The 17,301-nt window shown below is 40.0% G+C and carries 12 protein-coding genes and 1 pseudogene; 7 read left to right on the top strand and 6 right to left on the bottom strand.

Features of this window, described 5'->3' with window-relative positions; translation table 11 throughout:
- The first annotated feature begins 3 nt into the window (after window positions 1–3).
- Window positions 4–561 carry a biopolymer transporter ExbD gene (locus PLEUR7319_RS0107465; RefSeq protein ID WP_026102373.1) on the top strand — a complete coding sequence of 186 codons (558 nt, stop codon included), beginning with the start codon at window positions 4–6 and terminating at the stop codon, window positions 559–561.
- A gap of 5 nt (window positions 562–566) precedes the next feature.
- Here the strand turns inward: PLEUR7319_RS0107465 and PLEUR7319_RS0107460 are convergent, their stop codons facing one another.
- Window positions 567–908 carry a histidine triad nucleotide-binding protein gene (locus PLEUR7319_RS0107460; RefSeq protein WP_019504589.1) on the bottom strand — a complete coding sequence of 114 codons (342 nt, stop codon included), beginning with the start codon at window positions 906–908 and terminating at the stop codon, window positions 567–569.
- 304 nt (window positions 909–1,212) lie between these two features.
- A complete protein-coding gene (locus PLEUR7319_RS0107455) occupies window positions 1,213–2,031 on the bottom strand; it encodes a fatty acid desaturase (RefSeq protein WP_019504588.1) in 819 nt (272 codons plus the stop codon).
- A gap of 230 nt (window positions 2,032–2,261) precedes the next feature.
- Between PLEUR7319_RS0107455 and PLEUR7319_RS0107450 the strand changes: the two genes are divergently transcribed.
- Entirely contained in the window at window positions 2,262–3,485 is a 1,224-nt protein-coding gene (locus PLEUR7319_RS0107450) for a methionine gamma-lyase family protein (protein WP_019504587.1), read from the top strand.
- 28 nt (window positions 3,486–3,513) lie between these two features.
- Here PLEUR7319_RS0107450 and PLEUR7319_RS0107445 read toward each other — a convergent pair whose 3' ends face one another.
- From PLEUR7319_RS0107445 to PLEUR7319_RS0107430, 4 genes are all read right to left on the bottom strand, one after another.
- Window positions 3,514–5,475: a mechanosensitive ion channel domain-containing protein gene (locus tag PLEUR7319_RS0107445; RefSeq protein WP_019504586.1), complete on the bottom strand. Its 1,962-nt coding sequence runs from the start codon at window positions 5,473–5,475 to the stop codon at window positions 3,514–3,516.
- Between the two features lie 97 nt (window positions 5,476–5,572).
- Window positions 5,573–9,022 (bottom strand): malectin domain-containing carbohydrate-binding protein, encoded by a 3,450-nt coding sequence (locus tag PLEUR7319_RS0107440; protein WP_144054265.1) that lies wholly within the window; start codon window positions 9,020–9,022, stop codon window positions 5,573–5,575.
- Window positions 9,023–9,042: 20 nt separating this feature from the next.
- A complete protein-coding gene (locus PLEUR7319_RS0107435) occupies window positions 9,043–10,548 on the bottom strand; it encodes a Calx-beta domain-containing protein (protein ID WP_019504584.1) in 1,506 nt (501 codons plus the stop codon).
- Between the two features lie 321 nt (window positions 10,549–10,869).
- A complete protein-coding gene (locus PLEUR7319_RS0107430; protein WP_019504583.1) occupies window positions 10,870–12,195 on the bottom strand; it encodes a diacylglycerol kinase family protein in 1,326 nt (441 codons plus the stop codon).
- Between the two features lie 289 nt (window positions 12,196–12,484).
- Here PLEUR7319_RS0107430 and ilvC point away from each other — a divergent pair, with 289 nt between their 5' ends.
- From ilvC to PLEUR7319_RS0107410, 5 genes and pseudogenes are all read left to right on the top strand, one after another.
- Complete coding sequence (ilvC, locus tag PLEUR7319_RS0107425; protein ID WP_026102371.1) at window positions 12,485–13,480, top strand: ketol-acid reductoisomerase; 996 nt, start codon at window positions 12,485–12,487, stop codon at window positions 13,478–13,480.
- A gap of 144 nt (window positions 13,481–13,624) precedes the next feature.
- Window positions 13,625–13,963, top strand: a pseudogene (locus PLEUR7319_RS34545) (Uma2 family endonuclease); the annotation flags it as partial.
- A gap of 279 nt (window positions 13,964–14,242) precedes the next feature.
- Window positions 14,243–14,563 (top strand): Uma2 family endonuclease, encoded by a 321-nt coding sequence (locus tag PLEUR7319_RS34540; RefSeq protein ID WP_202804281.1) that lies wholly within the window; start codon window positions 14,243–14,245, stop codon window positions 14,561–14,563.
- A 135-nt stretch (window positions 14,564–14,698) separates the two neighbouring features.
- Window positions 14,699–16,423, top strand: a complete 1,725-nt coding sequence (locus tag PLEUR7319_RS0107415; RefSeq protein WP_019504579.1) for a peptide ABC transporter substrate-binding protein — start codon at window positions 14,699–14,701, stop codon at window positions 16,421–16,423.
- A 17-nt stretch (window positions 16,424–16,440) separates the two neighbouring features.
- A complete protein-coding gene (locus PLEUR7319_RS0107410) occupies window positions 16,441–17,223 on the top strand; it encodes an ABC transporter permease (RefSeq protein ID WP_019504578.1) in 783 nt (260 codons plus the stop codon).
- Window positions 17,224–17,301: the final 78 nt, after the last annotated feature.

The raw sequence follows: 17,301 nt of genomic DNA, 5'->3' as shown, positions 1-17,301 counted from the left end.
TCCATGACCTCCAAAAAAAAATATCAGCCGCGACCGATCAAGCCAATGAAGCTTTGGCAAGATGAAGGGGAATCAAGTGGAGCAAATATTGAAATTCTGCCCCTGATTGATGTTATTTTTTGTATTTTGACCTTTTTTATCTTGGCAGCGGTTAATTTTTCCCGTCAGCAAGCAATTAGCTTGGACTTGCCCCAAGCAAAAACAGGCGCTCCTCAAATGCAGAATATTTTAATTGTGACTATTGATGATATTGGTCAGCTTTATGTCGATCAAAATTTAGTGAGCCGTAGTGATTTAGCCTGGGAAATCAAAAAATATCGTCAGTCCAATCCTGATGGCTTAATGACCTTGTATGCTGCGAAAAATTCCACTTATAGAGAGGTAGTAGAAGTATTAGATATTCTACGGGAGGTCGGAGGAAATCGCGTGGCATTAGCAACACTTCCCGAAGGCTCCGCACCGCCAACAATCCAACCTACTCCAGGAGTAAATCCAGCTTTGCCAGGATTACCCAATAGCATCGATCCTTTCCCTAATCCACCTGCTCCACCTACTCCTTAGAACTTTTATCCTGGAGGCCACTTCATGGGGCGATCGCCTAAAATATGCAAATGTAGATGATCCACACTTTGTCCGGCATCGACACCATTATTGATCACTACTCGATAACCGTTGTGGAGATTTGCTTGCTCGGCAACTTTCTTAACTGTCATCAATAGATGACCCATAAGCGAACTATCTACTTGACTGGACTCTGACAAACGGGGAATTGGTTTTTTGGGAATAACTAAAATGTGAGTTGGTGCTTGGGGATTAACATCTTTAAACGCCAAGGCTAAATCATCTTCATAGACAATATCGGCAGGAATTTCGCGGCGAATAATCTTGCCAAAAATAGTATCTGTCATAAGTTATTGGATATTATTACAGTCGATTTCTTTAATATCCATATTGTAATAATATATTTACGTTTCTTTTCATAATTCGCGCCATCCAGAATCCGCATTATATCAATTTGGATAATATTTGAGACACGTAATCTTGTGGTAAGGGCGAACTGCGGTTCGCCCCTACAAATAATCTGTCTTACCCAAAAACTGAAATGATATTACTCTAAATATAAAATTAAACTAAAAATAGACAATAGAGGTAACTAGTTAAAGAACTCAATCTATTGTCTATGGAAATAGTTTTATATTATCTTGATAACGGTCAAGCCTTATTGGGCGGTAACTTGATATTTTTTGCTAACCCGAGCCAAGATAAAGTTTGAATCATAATCCAAGTTAAGTCAATTTCCCACCACTTTAAGCCATGGCGAGCAGAGTATTGAAAAGCATGGTGATTATTGTGCCAACCTTCTCCAAACGTCAGCAATGCTACCCACCAACAGTTGAGAGAAGTATCATTAGATTCATAACTTTTATAGCCAAATTTATGAGTCGCGCTATTCACAAACCAAGTGCAATGAAATACGATTACTAGACGAACAAAAATCCCCCAGACAACAAATGGCAGACCTCCCCAATAATAGAGAATTAATGCTAAGACAACCTGAAAAGGTATCATGCCATGTTGACAAACTTGATAAAAGCGATCGCCGGAAATATCTTTGGTATAGCGAGGAATTTTTTCATTGGCAGGATTCTGGCATAACATCCAGCCTAAATGACTCCAGTAAAAACCTTTAAGAGAATTATGAGGATCAAATTCAGTATCAGAATATTGATGATGGATACGATGAAGTCCGATCCAGTCTAGGGGACCTCCTTGACCTGCAAGCGTACCACAAAAAATTAAAAAATATTCGACTATTTTGGGAACCTCATAACTACGATGGGATACGAGACGATGAAATCCCAAGGTAATTCCTACTCCTGCTGTAATAAAGTAAAGTATGAAAGCTACCCCAAGAGCTTGCCAACTAAAATTGCTGGGAAAAAGAGCAAATAGAGCTACAAAGTGGATTACAGCCATGTATATAATCGTCCCCCAGGCTGGAGGGATTTTTTCTGATGTCGCAACTGTCATTTAATAACCTTAATTTCAACTCCATGCAATATTTTTGTATTGTGTATTCAATACATTAATAAAGAAGAAGACAATAGCAAAAATACTAATTTTTCACACCTTGTCATCTCAAAATATTATTCAATGGATTTGTCTGGGATTGGTCTTCAAGACATACCAGTATTGACATGAACAACGAAAAAGTTTTTTGGTAAGTGACCGAAAACAAAACCAAGCTCTCCATCAAAAATATGAAAATCAACAATCTGCTCCTAGAAGCAGAAAATGCACTAATACCGATTTTTTCTGGTATTGACACCCAGGTCAAGGAAAATCTAAAAAAAGTTTTATTCGCTTTTCGCCATCATCGTGTTGGTGTGCAACATTTTGCTAGCGTGAGTGGCTACGGACACGATGATTTAGGACGAGAAACTCTAGACCAAGTGTTTGCCAAAATTATGAATGCCGAGGCTGCTGCGGTGAGAGTACAGTTTGTTTCTGGGACTCATGCGATCGCCAGCGCCTTGTATGGAGTCCTACGCCCAGGGGACGAAATGTTAGCGGTGGCAGGTGCACCCTACGACACCCTAGAGGAAGTAATTGGTTTACGAGGTAAGAATCAGGGTTCACTTAAGGATTTTCAGATTGATTATCGTCAGCTAGAATTGACTGAGGCAGAAACTATTGACTGGGAAGCTCTCAGCACCGCCGTTACCAATAAAACTCGTTTAGTCTTAATCCAACGTTCTTGTGGTTATTCTTGGCGACCTAGCCTATCGATTGAAGATATTGGCAGAATTGTCGAGTTGGTCAAAAAGCAAAATTCCCATACTGTCTGTTTTGTCGATAATTGTTATGGCGAATTTGTTACCGATCGGGAGCCAACAGCAGTAGGAGCAGATCTGATCGCAGGCTCTTTAATTAAAAACCCAGGGGGAACGATTGTTACTGCAGGAGGCTATATAGCGGGGAAAAAGGAATTAGTAGAGGCGGCGGCTTGTCGCTTAACTGCACCAGGTATTGGCAGTAGTGGCGGAGCGACTTTATCTCAAAATCGACTTATGTTCCAGGGATTATTTCTAGCATCGCAAATGGTAGGAGAAGCAATCAAAGGCAGCCATTTAATTGCCTACGTTTTTGAACGCTTGGGATATCCTGTGAATCCAGTGCCTTTAGTTCCCCGTCGAGATATTATTCAAGCAATTCAATTGGGTTCTCCAGAAAAGCTCATTGCCTTTTGTAAAGCGATACAACAGCATTCTCCTGTAGATTCCTTTTTGGAACCCGTTCCTGATGCAATGCCTGGATACGAGAGTAAATTGGTGATGGCTGGAGGAACATTTGTCGATGGTAGTACTTCTGAGTTTTCGGCTGATGGTCCTTTGCGTGAGCCTTATATCGCCTTTTGTCAAGGAGGAACCCACTGGACTCATATTGCGATCGCCCTAGAAGCAGCAATTGAAGCTATTATTTAGACAACTATCTAGACAACAAGAGTATTAACTAATAGCTTTTGTTAAAACTATAAAACAAAAACTCGTCGCGGAAAGAGTGTTCATCGGTGACGTGAAAAATGATACCTCGTTCCATTAAAATCTGACCGAATTCAAGTGCTTCTTCCCTAGTAAAATGTTGTTTCCGTACTAACCAATCAACAGCTTCCGAGCCGATAAAACAAGCTCGATAAAAATTCAGTCGATAACGGCGATCGCGAATATTTAAACCATCACTTGAGCGCATCTGAGCCACTATTTGATGTATCTCCTCATTAGAAAGTCTCTCTTCTAAAGAACCGATTAATTCTTCAGGGTCTACTTGTTTTGCCGAGGGAGACTGAAGCACAATATCTTTTTTAGATAACTTTCCTTGAGGAGGATTAAAACCTTGGGCTATCAACCAAGACCTAAATAGCTCTTCTAAATAAGGCGATTGTAAATGTAAATCTCTTTGAGGAAAGGGGATTTCAATACCATAACGACGTAAATTAGAATCAATCAAGTAATTTAAATCGCTTTTAAGACGAAACTGCTTACGGGGATCTTTGATCCACACCAAAAGCTCAAATTTCAGAGAACTATCGCCAAATTCCTGAAACCAAACTTGAGGACGAGGAGTTCTAAGTACATCAGAGTGTTTTTTAGCTGCATTGAGTAGTGCCGCTTTGACTTTCCTCAGATCAGAACCATAAGCAACCCCCACAGACAAGCGCAAACGTGAAATCGGATCGTTATGGTTCCAATTAACAACTCGATTTTCTAATAACTGAGAATTAGGAACTACAATTGATACTCGATCCAAAGTTACTACTTCCGTACTTCGTGCGCCAATCCTGTGAACTGTACCGACCAAATCCCCAACATCGATCAAGTCCCCAACTTTTATCGGTCTTTCCAAATTAAGAATCAAACCACTAATAAAATTATTAGTTATGTTTTGCAAGCCAAAACCAATCCCCACACTGAGAACACTAGCGATAATTGCCAGAGCACTGATATCGAACCCCCATATTTGCCATAAAACAATTACACCCAGAAAAGTCAAAATATATTGGGTTAAGATCGCTACAACTTCCTGTAATCCTCGATCTGCTATGGTGTAGCTTAAAATATAAGATTTGATTACTTTAGTTAGGTTTTTGACAGCAAACCACAAGCCCAAGGTCAAAGCCAGCAACAATAGTACACCTAAAGCCGAGTAGCTACTATTTCCTAAAGTAATGATGGGAGAAGAGAGGATTGAGAATATTCGGGAACGATATCCGCGAGCTTGGGGGAAAAGATTAGTGACTACAAAAAATACCCCACTCCAGAGCAATAAAGGTAAGGTTATAAATACTAATCGTAAGAACTGAGATATCAATTCTTCCCAACCATCAAGCAGTGAATTATGGTGAAAAACTCGGTCTAGCTGACGCAAACTCAAGGGACGTAGTATTTGTAGACTAACCTGAATTATAATTGCCCCCAAAACTAAACCAACAGCAATGAGGGCAGCTTTCAATAAATTTTGAGGACTACGTTCCGATCTACCTCTTTTTATGGCATTTTCAAGCTTTTCTACCCATATTTTAGCTTGTGATGAATTATTCATCGCTGAAATTACATCAGCTTCGGTTACTGTCAAAATATGACGCTCTGATTGCAATTCTCCATTAGGTAAAGGGTCAGTAGCACTGTTACGAATCGCTACTTGATTTTTGTCTTCAATTACTTCCAAATCGATCACGTCTTTAGTATCAACTAAATCAAGAAGTACACCATTGATTTGGTCGGCTCGTTCTCTGGCAGTGAAAATACCAAAATTTCCTACTTCAAATAAAGTCCGACCATCTAATTCTACTGGTGCTTTATCTGGAGTATTCTTGTTGTCTGTTTGAGCTAAACTCAAACTCGGCAACGCTATCAACCATAAAGTCAAAACACATAACAAGATGACTGCCTTAATCCGCTGCAATCCACACCCCATAAACTTAACTCTTAGTCGTTAACTGATGACCAATACTTCTCGGCTAAAAATTAAGCAGTATTGATAACTATTACTAATCTTATTCTTTTGGAGTCAGTTAAAATTCAATAGTAAAATTTTGCTCAATTTCAATCCCAGAAATCTTGGCTTGGTTGACACTGGCGAGAAAATCCAGGTCAATTACCCCATCATTGACTTGAACAGTAAAGGTTCGATCTAAGGCGATATTTTTGCCTCCTGCTTCGGCAACTAAATCAAAATCATCGAGAATCAGTTGGTCTTCCAAGACGACATCAAATACTCGTTTTCCTGCTTGATTAAAGTAAATTTCGGCAAACTTGAGGGTGATATCGTAGTTGCCATTTTCTACTGCCTGAGTGTAGGAGAAGTTTTGACCAAAATATTCCGATTGATAAAGAGTATCATCTTCCGTATTGGCGATCGCCTGGGAGCTAGTAAAAGTTTTTACCGGACTAAAACCTTCACCCTGGAGCCATTGCTGTCCACTAAGATCGGTATATGAATTTCCTCCCGCGTTAATGTGAGTTACTGGAGAAGCCGGTTGAATTTCAATCCCAGAAATCTTGGCTTGATTGACACTGGCGAGAAAATCCAGGTCAATTACCCCATCGTTGACTTGAACAGTAAAAGTTCGATCCAGAGCCCTATTTTTGCCTCCTGCTTCGGCAACTAAATCGAAATCATCGAGAATCAGTTGGTCTTCCAAGGCGACATCAAATACTCGTTTTCCTTCTTGATTAAAGTAAATTTCGGCAAACTTGAGGGTGACATCATAGTTGCCATTTTCTACTGCCTGAGTGTAGGAGAATTTTTGACCAAAATATTCCGATTGATAAAGAGCATCATCCTCTGTATTGGAGATCGCCTGGGAGCTAGTAAAAGTTTTTACGGAACTAAAGCCCTCTCCCTGGAGCCATTGCCGTCCGTTGCTATCAACAAAATCATGCGCCCCCGCATTAACATATATCTCTGTAGTGTTTTTGAGAGTATTCGGGGGATGATCTACTTCAGTATCTAAAGTAAAGTACTCGCCATCTTTAAAGTTAATACCGGTAAATGTTAAGGTACTGTCCTCAAGCTGACGTCCATGGATAAAAGATATAGCATCGCTAAATGTCTGCTCACTGGCTATCTGTAAAGCGTAATTTTCTATGGGCAACTGTTGTCCTAGTTCAGTCAAGTCAAAAGACACAGAAACTGTTCCTACATCTCCTTGTTTTTCCTGTACTTGCCAAATACGTTTAGATAAATCAATTGCTTCTATCGGCTCAATGCTGGCGCCATTATGAAATGTACCGTGATTACCGTTATTAGTAATATCATTAGCATCGCTTTCTAAAGGTAGGTAGGCAACTAAACCATCACTGTTGGGGTCGACGTAATCTTGACTAGTTTGAATTTCTGCTGCTGTCCGCGCTACACTCCAGATGCGGAAATCTTTGAGATTACCGTTAAAGAATTCGTTGTTACCACCACGAGAACCTAAATATAGGGGAGAGGTGTTGGTAGTTATCCCTGTAGTGGTGTCGGTAGCGGTACTTTCTAACTTTCCATCAATATAAAGTTGGAGTTGATCGCCCGATTTAACAAAGGCAATATGATGAAATTCTCCATCATTAATTTTGGTAGAAGAAGTAAGATGAGGACTGTTTGAACGATCAAAACGAGCAGCGATTATCGTACCATTGCTCTTATAGCGAATGATGAAAGGATAACCGCCACTTTGTCCCCATTTTTCTACAATCGCATCATTAGCTGTCGAACCATCAGTTTTAACTTGTACTTCAATGGTAAAATCCTGGTCTTTACTAAAGTCGATAGCATCGCTATCGGGAATTTTAAGATAATCATTAGTGCCATCTAGTTTTAAGGTATTTTTACTGACAGTTCGATCTTTATTACCCCAAACTAATGCTTCTCCATCTTCCAGACCATTGACTGTATCTTCGGCTTTGATGGTGATGATAGAATTGGCATTGCTACTACGAGATTTAACTTGTGCCAGACCCGAATTATGATCTTTGGCAATACCTGCAACGTCGTTTTTGTATTCGGTCGCCTGAATTGCATCCCACCAAACTAGTCCATCAGAGTTGATGTAATTAGTAGCAACAGTTTGATCGAGAGTTAAGCCATACTTGATACCTAGATAAGAATCTACCGCCAAGCGATCGCTTTTGCCTAAAGCTTGGTTATAAACAATAACTTCAGCTATTTCGCCGTCATATTGACGACCCAGTTGAAACTTACGATTTTTGGTAATGGGATTTTGAGTATTACTATCGGACGCTACCGATAAACCATTGTGGAAAATATTCTGTCCGACATCAGTTTCACTACTAAAATGCCAAGTGCTAAATTCTGTGGCGCCAGAGTTACTGTAGGGAATACTGAGTCGCCCATCGCCGGTACCACCCGCATCAAAATGAATGTTGTTTCCCCAAGGCATATGAGCCAGAAAACGACCCCATCCAGTATTATCGAGGGTAAAGAGAAAATTATTACTATTGGAATTGGATTTAGTAACTACAAACACCGAAGAATTTTGAACAAAATCTTCTGGTAAAGTATCAGCAGTTTCTAGTAAATCATCACCATCAAAACTTAAAACGGGATTGTAGTTTAGTAGCTCAGTGTCTATATTGGGTCTACTTTCTGCTGTATCTTGACCAACATTAAGTTGTACCTGGCTATTATCTTCCCAGCTAACAATTTGACCATTGTTAGAAGTTATTCCGGCATCTCCTTTCAACCATAGCTGGAGACCTTCATGTATTCCTCCTGGATTTTCTGTGAGAAGAGGATCATCATTCAGGATAATTGCTTGTCCTTGTTCATCATCAACAAAAACATATTTGGGTTGGCTTAAGTTCAGGAAGAAAGTTTCATTGTCTTCAGTCAAATTATTATTAATTAAAGGCACACTAACAGTCCCATTAGCTTCTCCCGCTTTAATAAATAATCTGCCGCTAGTTTTGATGTAATCTGCCCCCGCTTTAGCTGTACCGTCTTCGGTATCGTAAGTAACAAAAACACCATGAACACTGGGTTGATCCAAACTGACGGTAAATATTGCTGCTGTACCATCTTCACTGACTTCTAAATCGCTAACAGAAAGCGATCGCGTTTCTTCAATTGTCCCTACCGCTTGGTTATCAGCAATAGTGGCATTGATGGGGTTGGTTAAATTCAGATAAAGATGTTCGTCGTCTTCGCTGATCTCATCTAAAGTCACTCCAACAAATACTTGTTTCTCGGTTTCTCCAGGTTGGAAAGTTAAAGTTTTATCTTTGGCATCGTAATCTGATTCGGCGATCGCTGTACCATCGGCAGTAGCATAATCGACTCTTACAGTCTGATTACTGGGTGCGTCTAAGCTAATCTTAAATAAGAGTCCTGTACTATTTATAATTTTGCCGTCAGCATCTTTGATCGGAATACTAGACAATACTCCAGCATCCCCAACCCTAATACTCGGTAGGGCACCATTATTCGAGATCACCATCTCCCCTGGAGTATTGCCCAAGGTGTCATCAGTCGCATTTTCTAGATTGAGATCAAAACTGCAGCAGAGTTGGCAATGATAATATCGTCGCTGCTAGAATTAATCAGATTTTCAATGACAACATCGATCGCAATGGATGTACCATAGGTGGGAACATAATAGGTAGTGCCGTCGCGATTGTAGGAAGAACCTTGATAACCGTCTTGGGTAGTTTGATATTTACTCTGATTTAAATCAAAACGATAACCAGAATCATCAAATTCCAAGCCAGAAAAGTCAAAGGTATCTATGCCGCCACTATCCCAAATAGTCTGCTTCAAATGTCGAGTTGTATCAATGGCTATTTCTCCATCAATTACATAGTTGTCTACCGTTAGAAACTCATATACTGTATCTTCTGGACGATATTCCGCTGCACCATATCTTTCCTGTAATGACTTAATGTCATAAGCCATAAATGTAGCAGGGCTATTACCTGGATAGGTATAAGACATCACGGTATTGGAGGCATTTTCCTCAGGATCGAAGACAGAGGTACTTTTCCCAAAAGAGTGAGGCATACCGATGGCATGACCTAGTTCATGCATTAACGCTGAATATGCGTAGACCCCTTGACCTGATTCCCAGCCATTGCCTCCTGCATCGGAAGCTGCTGCCCAACCTGCGAGGTGAATATGTCCCCCTGCATAGGCATAATTGGGACCATCGGAGACTACAATCCGAATATCTCCAATAGTGGATTCAGATTCTTCTACCTCTACAAAAGTTCGATCTACAAAGGTATTGAGATGGTCAAATATTTGACGATAGTTTGCTTTAACTATTTCACTGGGTTCTCTGGCATTACTTTCTCTCTTACTCCCGTCATAGCCGCCTTGTCCGAAAACATCTTCATCAAAGAAACTAAAGGTAACAACTTCTTGATTGCGCGATCCACCTCTAATTCCGGCATAGGCTGGCAGGATAGTACCCTCACCCTGGGAATCTTCTAGATTGGCATTAGTTGCATTAGAAAGATTTAGTGCAAAACTTTCGTCTATATCTAAATAGGAAGTTCCAGTAGTATTAACAGTAACGGTTTTATTAATTTCTCCAGGATTAAAAGTAATAGTCCCCTCTACAGGAAGATAATCTTCTCCTGCAACTGCTGTAATATCTGCGGTTGCGTAATCTACAGTGACAATCTCACTACCAACCGCATCTAAAACAATTGCAAAAGTTAATTCTCTACCGACGCTACTATCTGTGGTTTGGATATTATTAATCGAAATATTGGGCAGAACATTTGATTCAGCAGCAACGAAGTTTAAAGGTTCAATTGTTGTCTCAGAATCAACTAAATCAATATTATTAGCCATATTTTCTGAGCGATCATCAACTAACTCTGGTACGATCGCCTCTGGCGGTGGGCAGAGCCCAATCGCCCTATCTTCAGTAGCTGTGCCAATCCCCTGTGGTAGTATACTTTGCTCAACTGTATTTTCTATTAAAGGCTCACCATTAAGTAAATAGTGAGTAAATGCATCGTGGTTACAATATATGCACATATTAATTCAAATTAATTATATTTAAATAAATGTAAGAATTCAGGTACTAAATTGAGGGATTAAAGATTTACAACTATTTAAATCTTGACTTATATTATAAGATTCAAAATATACTTGGTAATCAGTATTCTCACCTTGTTTAATTTACTTTTTTGATAAACTAAGCTCAAAAAATAAGTCTTTATAGGCACGAAAAATAAACAGTAGATATTACTTATTTATCCTGAAAAGTACGTGATTTCGATCACTGTAAGTAATTTATTTTATACTTTTATCTAAAAGACTGTTTACCAAAATAAATCAGGATTTCTCCCAAAACTATTAACAATTAACACAAGCTAAATCAGGGATTACCTTGATGGCGACGGGAGAATAATCTATCAGTTCACCATCTATTACTAAAATGCCTTTGTTTGTTAAAGGCTCAAGGCGAAAAGCTCGAACTTTGTAATATTCCATATGCGGCAACGAAAGATGTTGACCCTTACCACAGCGCATAAGTGCTTTCAGTAGTTCAATTCGAGATGTTCCTCGCCGCATAATTAAGACATCCATCGCTCCATCATTTAACTGAGCGTGAGGCGTTACGTTCATATCATGGGCAGCCCAAGAAGTATTCATCGCCCAGAGAAAAATAAATTCATCTTCGATTATGTGCCATTTTCCTTGTTGTGTAATTCCAAGTTGATGGGCAAGTTGACAATCTGGATGAGGAATAAAAGAAAACCTACCTTTATATGTCCGCAAGAGACAAATCAACATCAAACTATACAGATCGAAACGTAAAGAGCCTAAAAACTTGAGTTTTTCTGACTCGATATCAACATCGCTAATCAAACCCCAGGCTAAAGAAAGAAAACTATAGTATTCACTCCCATTTTGGTTAACAGAAGCAAGATCGAAAGCTTGTTGCTTACCCTTGGCAATTAAAAAAGCGGCATTGAGGGGATCATAAGCTTCTCCCGATAATTCCAGCAAAGTTTTACATAAACCATTTCCCGTACCTCCAGGGATGACACCAATCGGAATTTTAATTGCCGTTTCTCGATCTGGACGACTCATTAAACCAGCGATCGCATCATGGATTGTACCATCCCCCCCGACAACTACTAAACCATTTGTGGTCACAAGATCGAGATGATTAACAAAATTCTTGGTATCTGAAGAGCTAGAAGTTTCTTTAATGGAGTACTCAAGATTACTACGGTCAAACAGAGGGCGAACTTGTTCTAATATTTGAGCTGCTTTTTGTTTACCACTGGCAGGATTAACAATAATCTGTAAATGACGGGGTTTAATAATCTCGTCAATAGGTTGACCTAATAAGGTATTGTTTATTGCTTGTTGCCATTGCGATCGCACTTCCCGATTCGGACAGGTAAAACAGTATTCCTTGAGTACCCTTTGAGACTTTTTGCTTAGATGTAAGTAATTAGTCTCAATTACAGGATAACTATGTACTACTAAACAGGGGATTTGTTCCTCTCCAAGGTTAACCAAAGAAACACCTACCACATCATCCAAAACAAGCTGCTGTTGATTCCCATTAAGCGACCAAGTTAAAGTTTCAGTCGTCAAAAAACCCAGTGTTTCAGGTTTATGGGGAAAGAGAGCTAGCTGCTGTTCAAAAATGACCTGGTTTTCCATTTAAGTTGACTTTAGATAAAAAGGAATTTAATTTCTCATAAACTAAAGATTAACAAAAAAACCTAGATTCCCCTCCCAGAATAAACGTTAGCTATAGCAATACGTCTTTAATTTAGGACATAAAATTTGGATTCAAAGGCAACAGACAACAGAAAATGTCCTAACCTAATTTAGTACGGCTATAAATATAGAAAAAAACTATAGTAACCTTTGAAAAACATCACCATCATAGTTGCACCAGAAAAATTATAATGATCGGACAAGATTTAACGATTCTGGAGAAATTCTTATGGCGCGGATGTATTACGATGAGGATGCCAATCTAGACTTATTGAAAGATAAGACAGTAGCAATTATCGGTTACGGCTCTCAAGGACACGCTCATGCACTTAACCTCAAAGATAGTGGTGTTAACGTGATTGTTGGCTTGTATCCTGGTAGTAGATCAAAAGCCAAGGCAGAAGCAGATGGATTAACAGTTCACCCCGTGGCAGATGCCGCCAAAGCAGCAGATGTAATTATGATTCTGCTACCAGATGAAGTTCAAAAACGAGTATATACTGACCAGATTGCTCCACACTTAACTGATGGTAAAGTATTAGCATTTGCTCACGGATTCAACATTCACTTTGGTCAAATCATTCCTCCTAAGTCGGTAGACGTAATGATGGTGGCACCTAAAGGACCTGGACATTTAGTCAGACGCACCTATACTCAAGGACAGGGCGTACCTTGCTTGTTTGCAGTATTTCAAGATGCCACTGGACAGGCACGCGATCGCGCCATGGCATATGCCAGAGGCATCGGTGGTACGAGAGCAGGTATCTTAGAGACTTCCTTTAGAGAAGAAACTGAAACCGATTTATTTGGTGAACAAGCAGTGCTTTGTGGTGGTCTCACAGCCTTAATTAAAACAGGTTTTGAAACTTTAGTTGAAGCTGGCTATCAACCAGAATTAGCTTATTTTGAATGTTTACACGAAGTAAAACTAATCGTCGATCTCATTGTCGAAGGTGGTTTAGCCAAGATGCGTGATAGCATTTCCACTACTGCCGAATATGGTGACTATACTCGCGGTCCGAGAATAGTTAACGAAAGTACTCGGGCGGAAATGCGTAAAATTCTGCGAGAAATTCAAACAGGAGATTTTGCCAGAGACTTCATCCTCGAAAATCAGTCTGGTAAACCAGGATTTACTGCTATGCGCCGTCTGGAAGCCGAACACCCCATTGAAGAAGTGGGTCAAGATGTTCGCGCTCACTTTAGTTGGCTAAAAAATGAATAGTAATTGTTAGTTTGAGGAGAGAAAACACTTTTTTTATTAATGAAGGGGAGTTTACTCTCCTTTTTTGATTTTTAACCTCTAACATCAATATTTCACGTTTTACTACAGGGTAAAATTATAAATGGCAATCGCGAGGTAGTAAAAATGATTGCGCCACAAATCAAACCTATAAGTTTTGAGGAATTTCTGGACTGGTATCCCGAAGATAGTAAACGTTACGAATTAATTGAAGGTGTAATTGTTGAAATACTACCCACAGGTTCTCATGAAGATATTAGTGGTTTTTTGGTCGCTGAGTTGAACTTGGAAATACGTAAGCAAAATCTAAATTATTCCATTCCTAAAAACTGTTTACTTAAACCTCTTGCTCCTCGCTCTGGATATCTACCTGATGTAGCGGTTATCAATCGAGAATACATTCAAGATGAACCCCTTTGGAACAAGTCATCAGTTATTCAGAATGGTCTGACTGTTCCTCTCGTAAAGCGGCAGAGCCGCAGCTATAAGCTGTAAGCTGTAAGCTGTAAGCCAATTAGAAGAGGCTTTAACCTCTCCTAATTGTAGACCACCAAACTTCGTTTGCTGGGGGCATTAAACCCGATAGCTATAAGCCCTTCGGGTACTCTTCGAGAAGGCTCCGCCAACGACAGTTTCTTTAAGCGGGGTTCCCCCGCCAACGAACTGTCTCACTGTTAGCCGTTTACCAAGCGTAAACTTTAGAGCTTAAAGCTTAAGGCTTAGAGCTTAAAGCTTTTTAAGGTAATTGAAGTTGTTAGTACCAACTGGCGAGATGATTACGGACATAAATTTGTCGAGTACGAAGCAATGGGAATCTCCGAATATTGGATTGTCGAGGGGCTGTCGGGTGAATCGAATTCACCCGCTTGTAAGCCCCGTGATTATCGAGCATTAGGCGCAGTACGCTACATTGGAAAACCTAAGCAGCCTACTATTACTATCTGCAAGTTAATTGAAGGAGAGTATCAAATGGAAAAATTTGTTAAGGGCGATCGCTTGAAATCTGCTGTTTTTCCTGAACTTGAGTTGACTACTGATTTGGTTTTCCAATCAGCAGACTTTTAATTATCTTCAACATTAATAACCACTTCAACACATTGGTATTGGAAATAAGATTGGAGCAATTTTTCGATTCTTTATTTCTCTCCAAAATACCGACTACAATATCATCGATAATCAAAACTGGTTAAGGAGTAGTAAGTGATCGCCAAAAGTTTTCTTTCTAGGTTCTGTCTATCTCTGGGTTTAACCATTGCCATTACCGCTTGTAGCAATCCCACGGGAACATCTGGTAATCAACAGAATAGCAGCACTCTCAAATTACTCTATTGGCAAGCTCCCACAATTCTCAATCCTCATCTCTCCACAGGATTCAAAGATGCAGAAGCTAGTCGCATTACTCTTGAGCCTTTAGCTAGTTTTGATAATGAGGGCAATTTAATTCCTTTTTTAGCAGCGGAAATACCTAGCCCAGAAAATGGTGGTGTAGCTGCCGATGGTAGATCGGTGACTTGGAAACTGAAACAAGATGTTAAATGGTCTGATGGTCAACCCTTCACAGCACAAGACGTAGTTTTTACCTATCAATTTTTGAGTAATCCTCAGGTAGGTTCAACTTCTGCGGGTACTTATGAAGTGGTAGAAAGTGTCGAAGCAATTGACGACTACACTGTAAAAGTTAACTTTAAAGAAGTTAATCCTGCTTGGTCGCTGGTTTTTGTTGGTGGAGAGGGGATGATCTTACCTAAACATATTTATGAAAACTTTAACGGAGCAAATGCTAGAGAAGCACCAGCTAACCTCCAACCCATCGGTACAGGGGCTTATCGGGTAGTACAGTTTCGACCAGGAGATATGGTGGTTTATGAACCTAACCCTGAGTTTCGTCAGGTAAATCAATTGGGTTTTACCAAAGTTGAACTCAAGGGAGGAGGCGATGCAACTTCCGCTGCCAGAGCGGTCTTACAAACGGGAGATGCAGATTTTGCCTATAATCTTCAGGTAGAAGCTCCAGTATTGAAAGAATTAGAAGCCGCAGGACAAGGTTCAGTCGTCTCCAACTACGGTGCGCTGATGGAACGCCTGATCATTAACCACAGCGATCCTAATAAAGTAGCTCCTTCAGGAGAACGTTCTAGTGTCGACTTTCCCCACCCCTTTTTGAGAGATCGCAATGTTCGTCAAGCCTTAGCCATAGCAGTAGACAGAGATACTATTGCCCAGCAACTATATGGCATCACAGGTAAAGCTACGCCTAACTTTTTGGTTGCACCAGCAGAATATGTTTCCCCAAATACGAGCTATGAACACAACCCCGAAAAAGCCAAACAATTATTAGACCAGGCAGGCTGGAAAGATACCAATGGCAATGGCATCCGCGACAAAAACGGTACTGAGATGCAAATGGTATTTCAAACTTCGGTTAATCCCTTACGTCAAAAAACTCAAGCTGTAATTAAACAGGGATTACAATCTGTTGGCATGGGAGTAGAACTCAAAAGTATTGACCCCAGTGTCTATTTTTCTAGCGATTCTAGCAATAATGATACGGTGGAACATTTTTATGCCGATTTGCAGATGTACACCACGGGTAACACTAGCCCCGATCCTGGAGCTTATATGAATTTTCAGACTTGCAACCAAATCCCCCAAAAAGCTAATAATTGGTCTGGAGATAACAATTCTCGCTACTGCAACCCAGAATACGATCGCCTCTGGCAAGAAGCGAGTCAAGAGCTAGATCCTGAGAAACGCAAACAGCTATTTATTACTATGAATGATATGTTAATTGAGGATGCAGTAGTTATCCCTTTGGTTCATCGGGCTGATGTCGCGGCATTTAGCAATAGTCTGACAGGCTATGAATTAACTGCCTGGGATATGCGCACCTGGGACATCATGAACTGGAAGCGCAAAGAACAGTAATCAGTAATCAGTAATCAATGAACCGTTATTTTAAAGTATTGCGTTTATTTTGGTCTACGGCGATCGCTGTAGAATTAGAATATCGTCTCAATTTCTTGATTGCCACGATTACGAGTATTGCCAACCTAGTAGGAAGTCTGTTTGGTCTATTTTTGTTTTATCGCACTGGCTATACTTTTCAGGGGTGGAGTTGGCAAGAAGCAACTATTGTTTTAGGTTTGTTTACACTACTGCAAGGATTCTCAGCAACTTTTTTGGTTCCTAATCTCAATAGTATTGTTAGACAGGTAGAACTGGGAACATTAGATTTTGTCTTGCTCAAACCGATTAGTAGTCAGTTTTGGCTTTCAATGAAGACCATCTCTCCTTGGGGTCTGCCCGATCTATTTTTTGGCATAGTTTTAATAGTCTATGCAGGAACTAATTTAGGTTTAGCTTGGCACAATTATCTAGCTAGTTTAATTCCCCTCTGTTTTGGCATTGTCATTCTCTACAGTCTCTGGTTTATCTTAGGCGCAACCAGTATTTGGTTTGTCAAAGTCTATAACGTCACTGAAGTCTTACGGGGGTTGCTCGAAGCAGGGCGTTATCCGATGGTAGCCTATCCTGCTGTTTATCGTTTCTTTTTTACATTTATTGTTCCTGTAGCTTTCTTGACTACTGTTCCTGCGCAGGCAATGCTGAACCGTAGTGAGTTAACTTGGATTTTTGGAGCAGCTATCTTAGCTGTCATTTTGTTTGGTTTTTCAATATTTTTCTGGCAGTTCGCTCTCCGTTTTTATACCAGTGCTTCCAGTTAAATCAGCTCAAACCGCTTTAAAAAACCCCCTTAATTAGGTAATTTAACTGAGGATTAGGTACTCATATTTATCTATAAT

Origin of the sequence: Pleurocapsa sp. PCC 7319 (assembly GCF_000332195.1) — a bacterium.
Taxonomy (GTDB): domain Bacteria; phylum Cyanobacteriota; class Cyanobacteriia; order Cyanobacteriales; family Xenococcaceae; genus Waterburya.
This window is presented reverse-complemented; position numbering and strand designations above follow the sequence as displayed.

What these genes read in the sequence shown, in the direction of transcription:
- PLEUR7319_RS0107465 (WP_026102373.1), top strand. Translation starts at nt 4, where the DNA reads ATGACCTCCAAAAAAAAATATCAGCCGCGACCGATCAAGCCAATGAAG.
- PLEUR7319_RS0107460 (WP_019504589.1), bottom strand. Translation starts at nt 908, where the DNA reads ATGACAGATACTATTTTTGGCAAGATTATTCGCCGCGAAATTCCTGCC.
- PLEUR7319_RS0107455 (WP_019504588.1), bottom strand. Translation starts at nt 2,031, where the DNA reads ATGACAGTTGCGACATCAGAAAAAATCCCTCCAGCCTGGGGGACGATT.
- PLEUR7319_RS0107450 (WP_019504587.1), top strand. Translation starts at nt 2,262, where the DNA reads ATGAAAATCAACAATCTGCTCCTAGAAGCAGAAAATGCACTAATACCG.
- PLEUR7319_RS0107445 (WP_019504586.1), bottom strand. Translation starts at nt 5,475, where the DNA reads ATGGGGTGTGGATTGCAGCGGATTAAGGCAGTCATCTTGTTATGTGTT.
- PLEUR7319_RS0107435 (WP_019504584.1), bottom strand. Translation starts at nt 10,548, where the DNA reads ATGTGCATATATTGTAACCACGATGCATTTACTCACTATTTACTTAAT.
- PLEUR7319_RS0107430 (WP_019504583.1), bottom strand. Translation starts at nt 12,195, where the DNA reads ATGGAAAACCAGGTCATTTTTGAACAGCAGCTAGCTCTCTTTCCCCAT.
- ilvC (WP_026102371.1), top strand. Translation starts at nt 12,485, where the DNA reads ATGGCGCGGATGTATTACGATGAGGATGCCAATCTAGACTTATTGAAA.
- PLEUR7319_RS0107410 (WP_019504578.1), top strand. Translation starts at nt 16,441, where the DNA reads ATGAACCGTTATTTTAAAGTATTGCGTTTATTTTGGTCTACGGCGATC.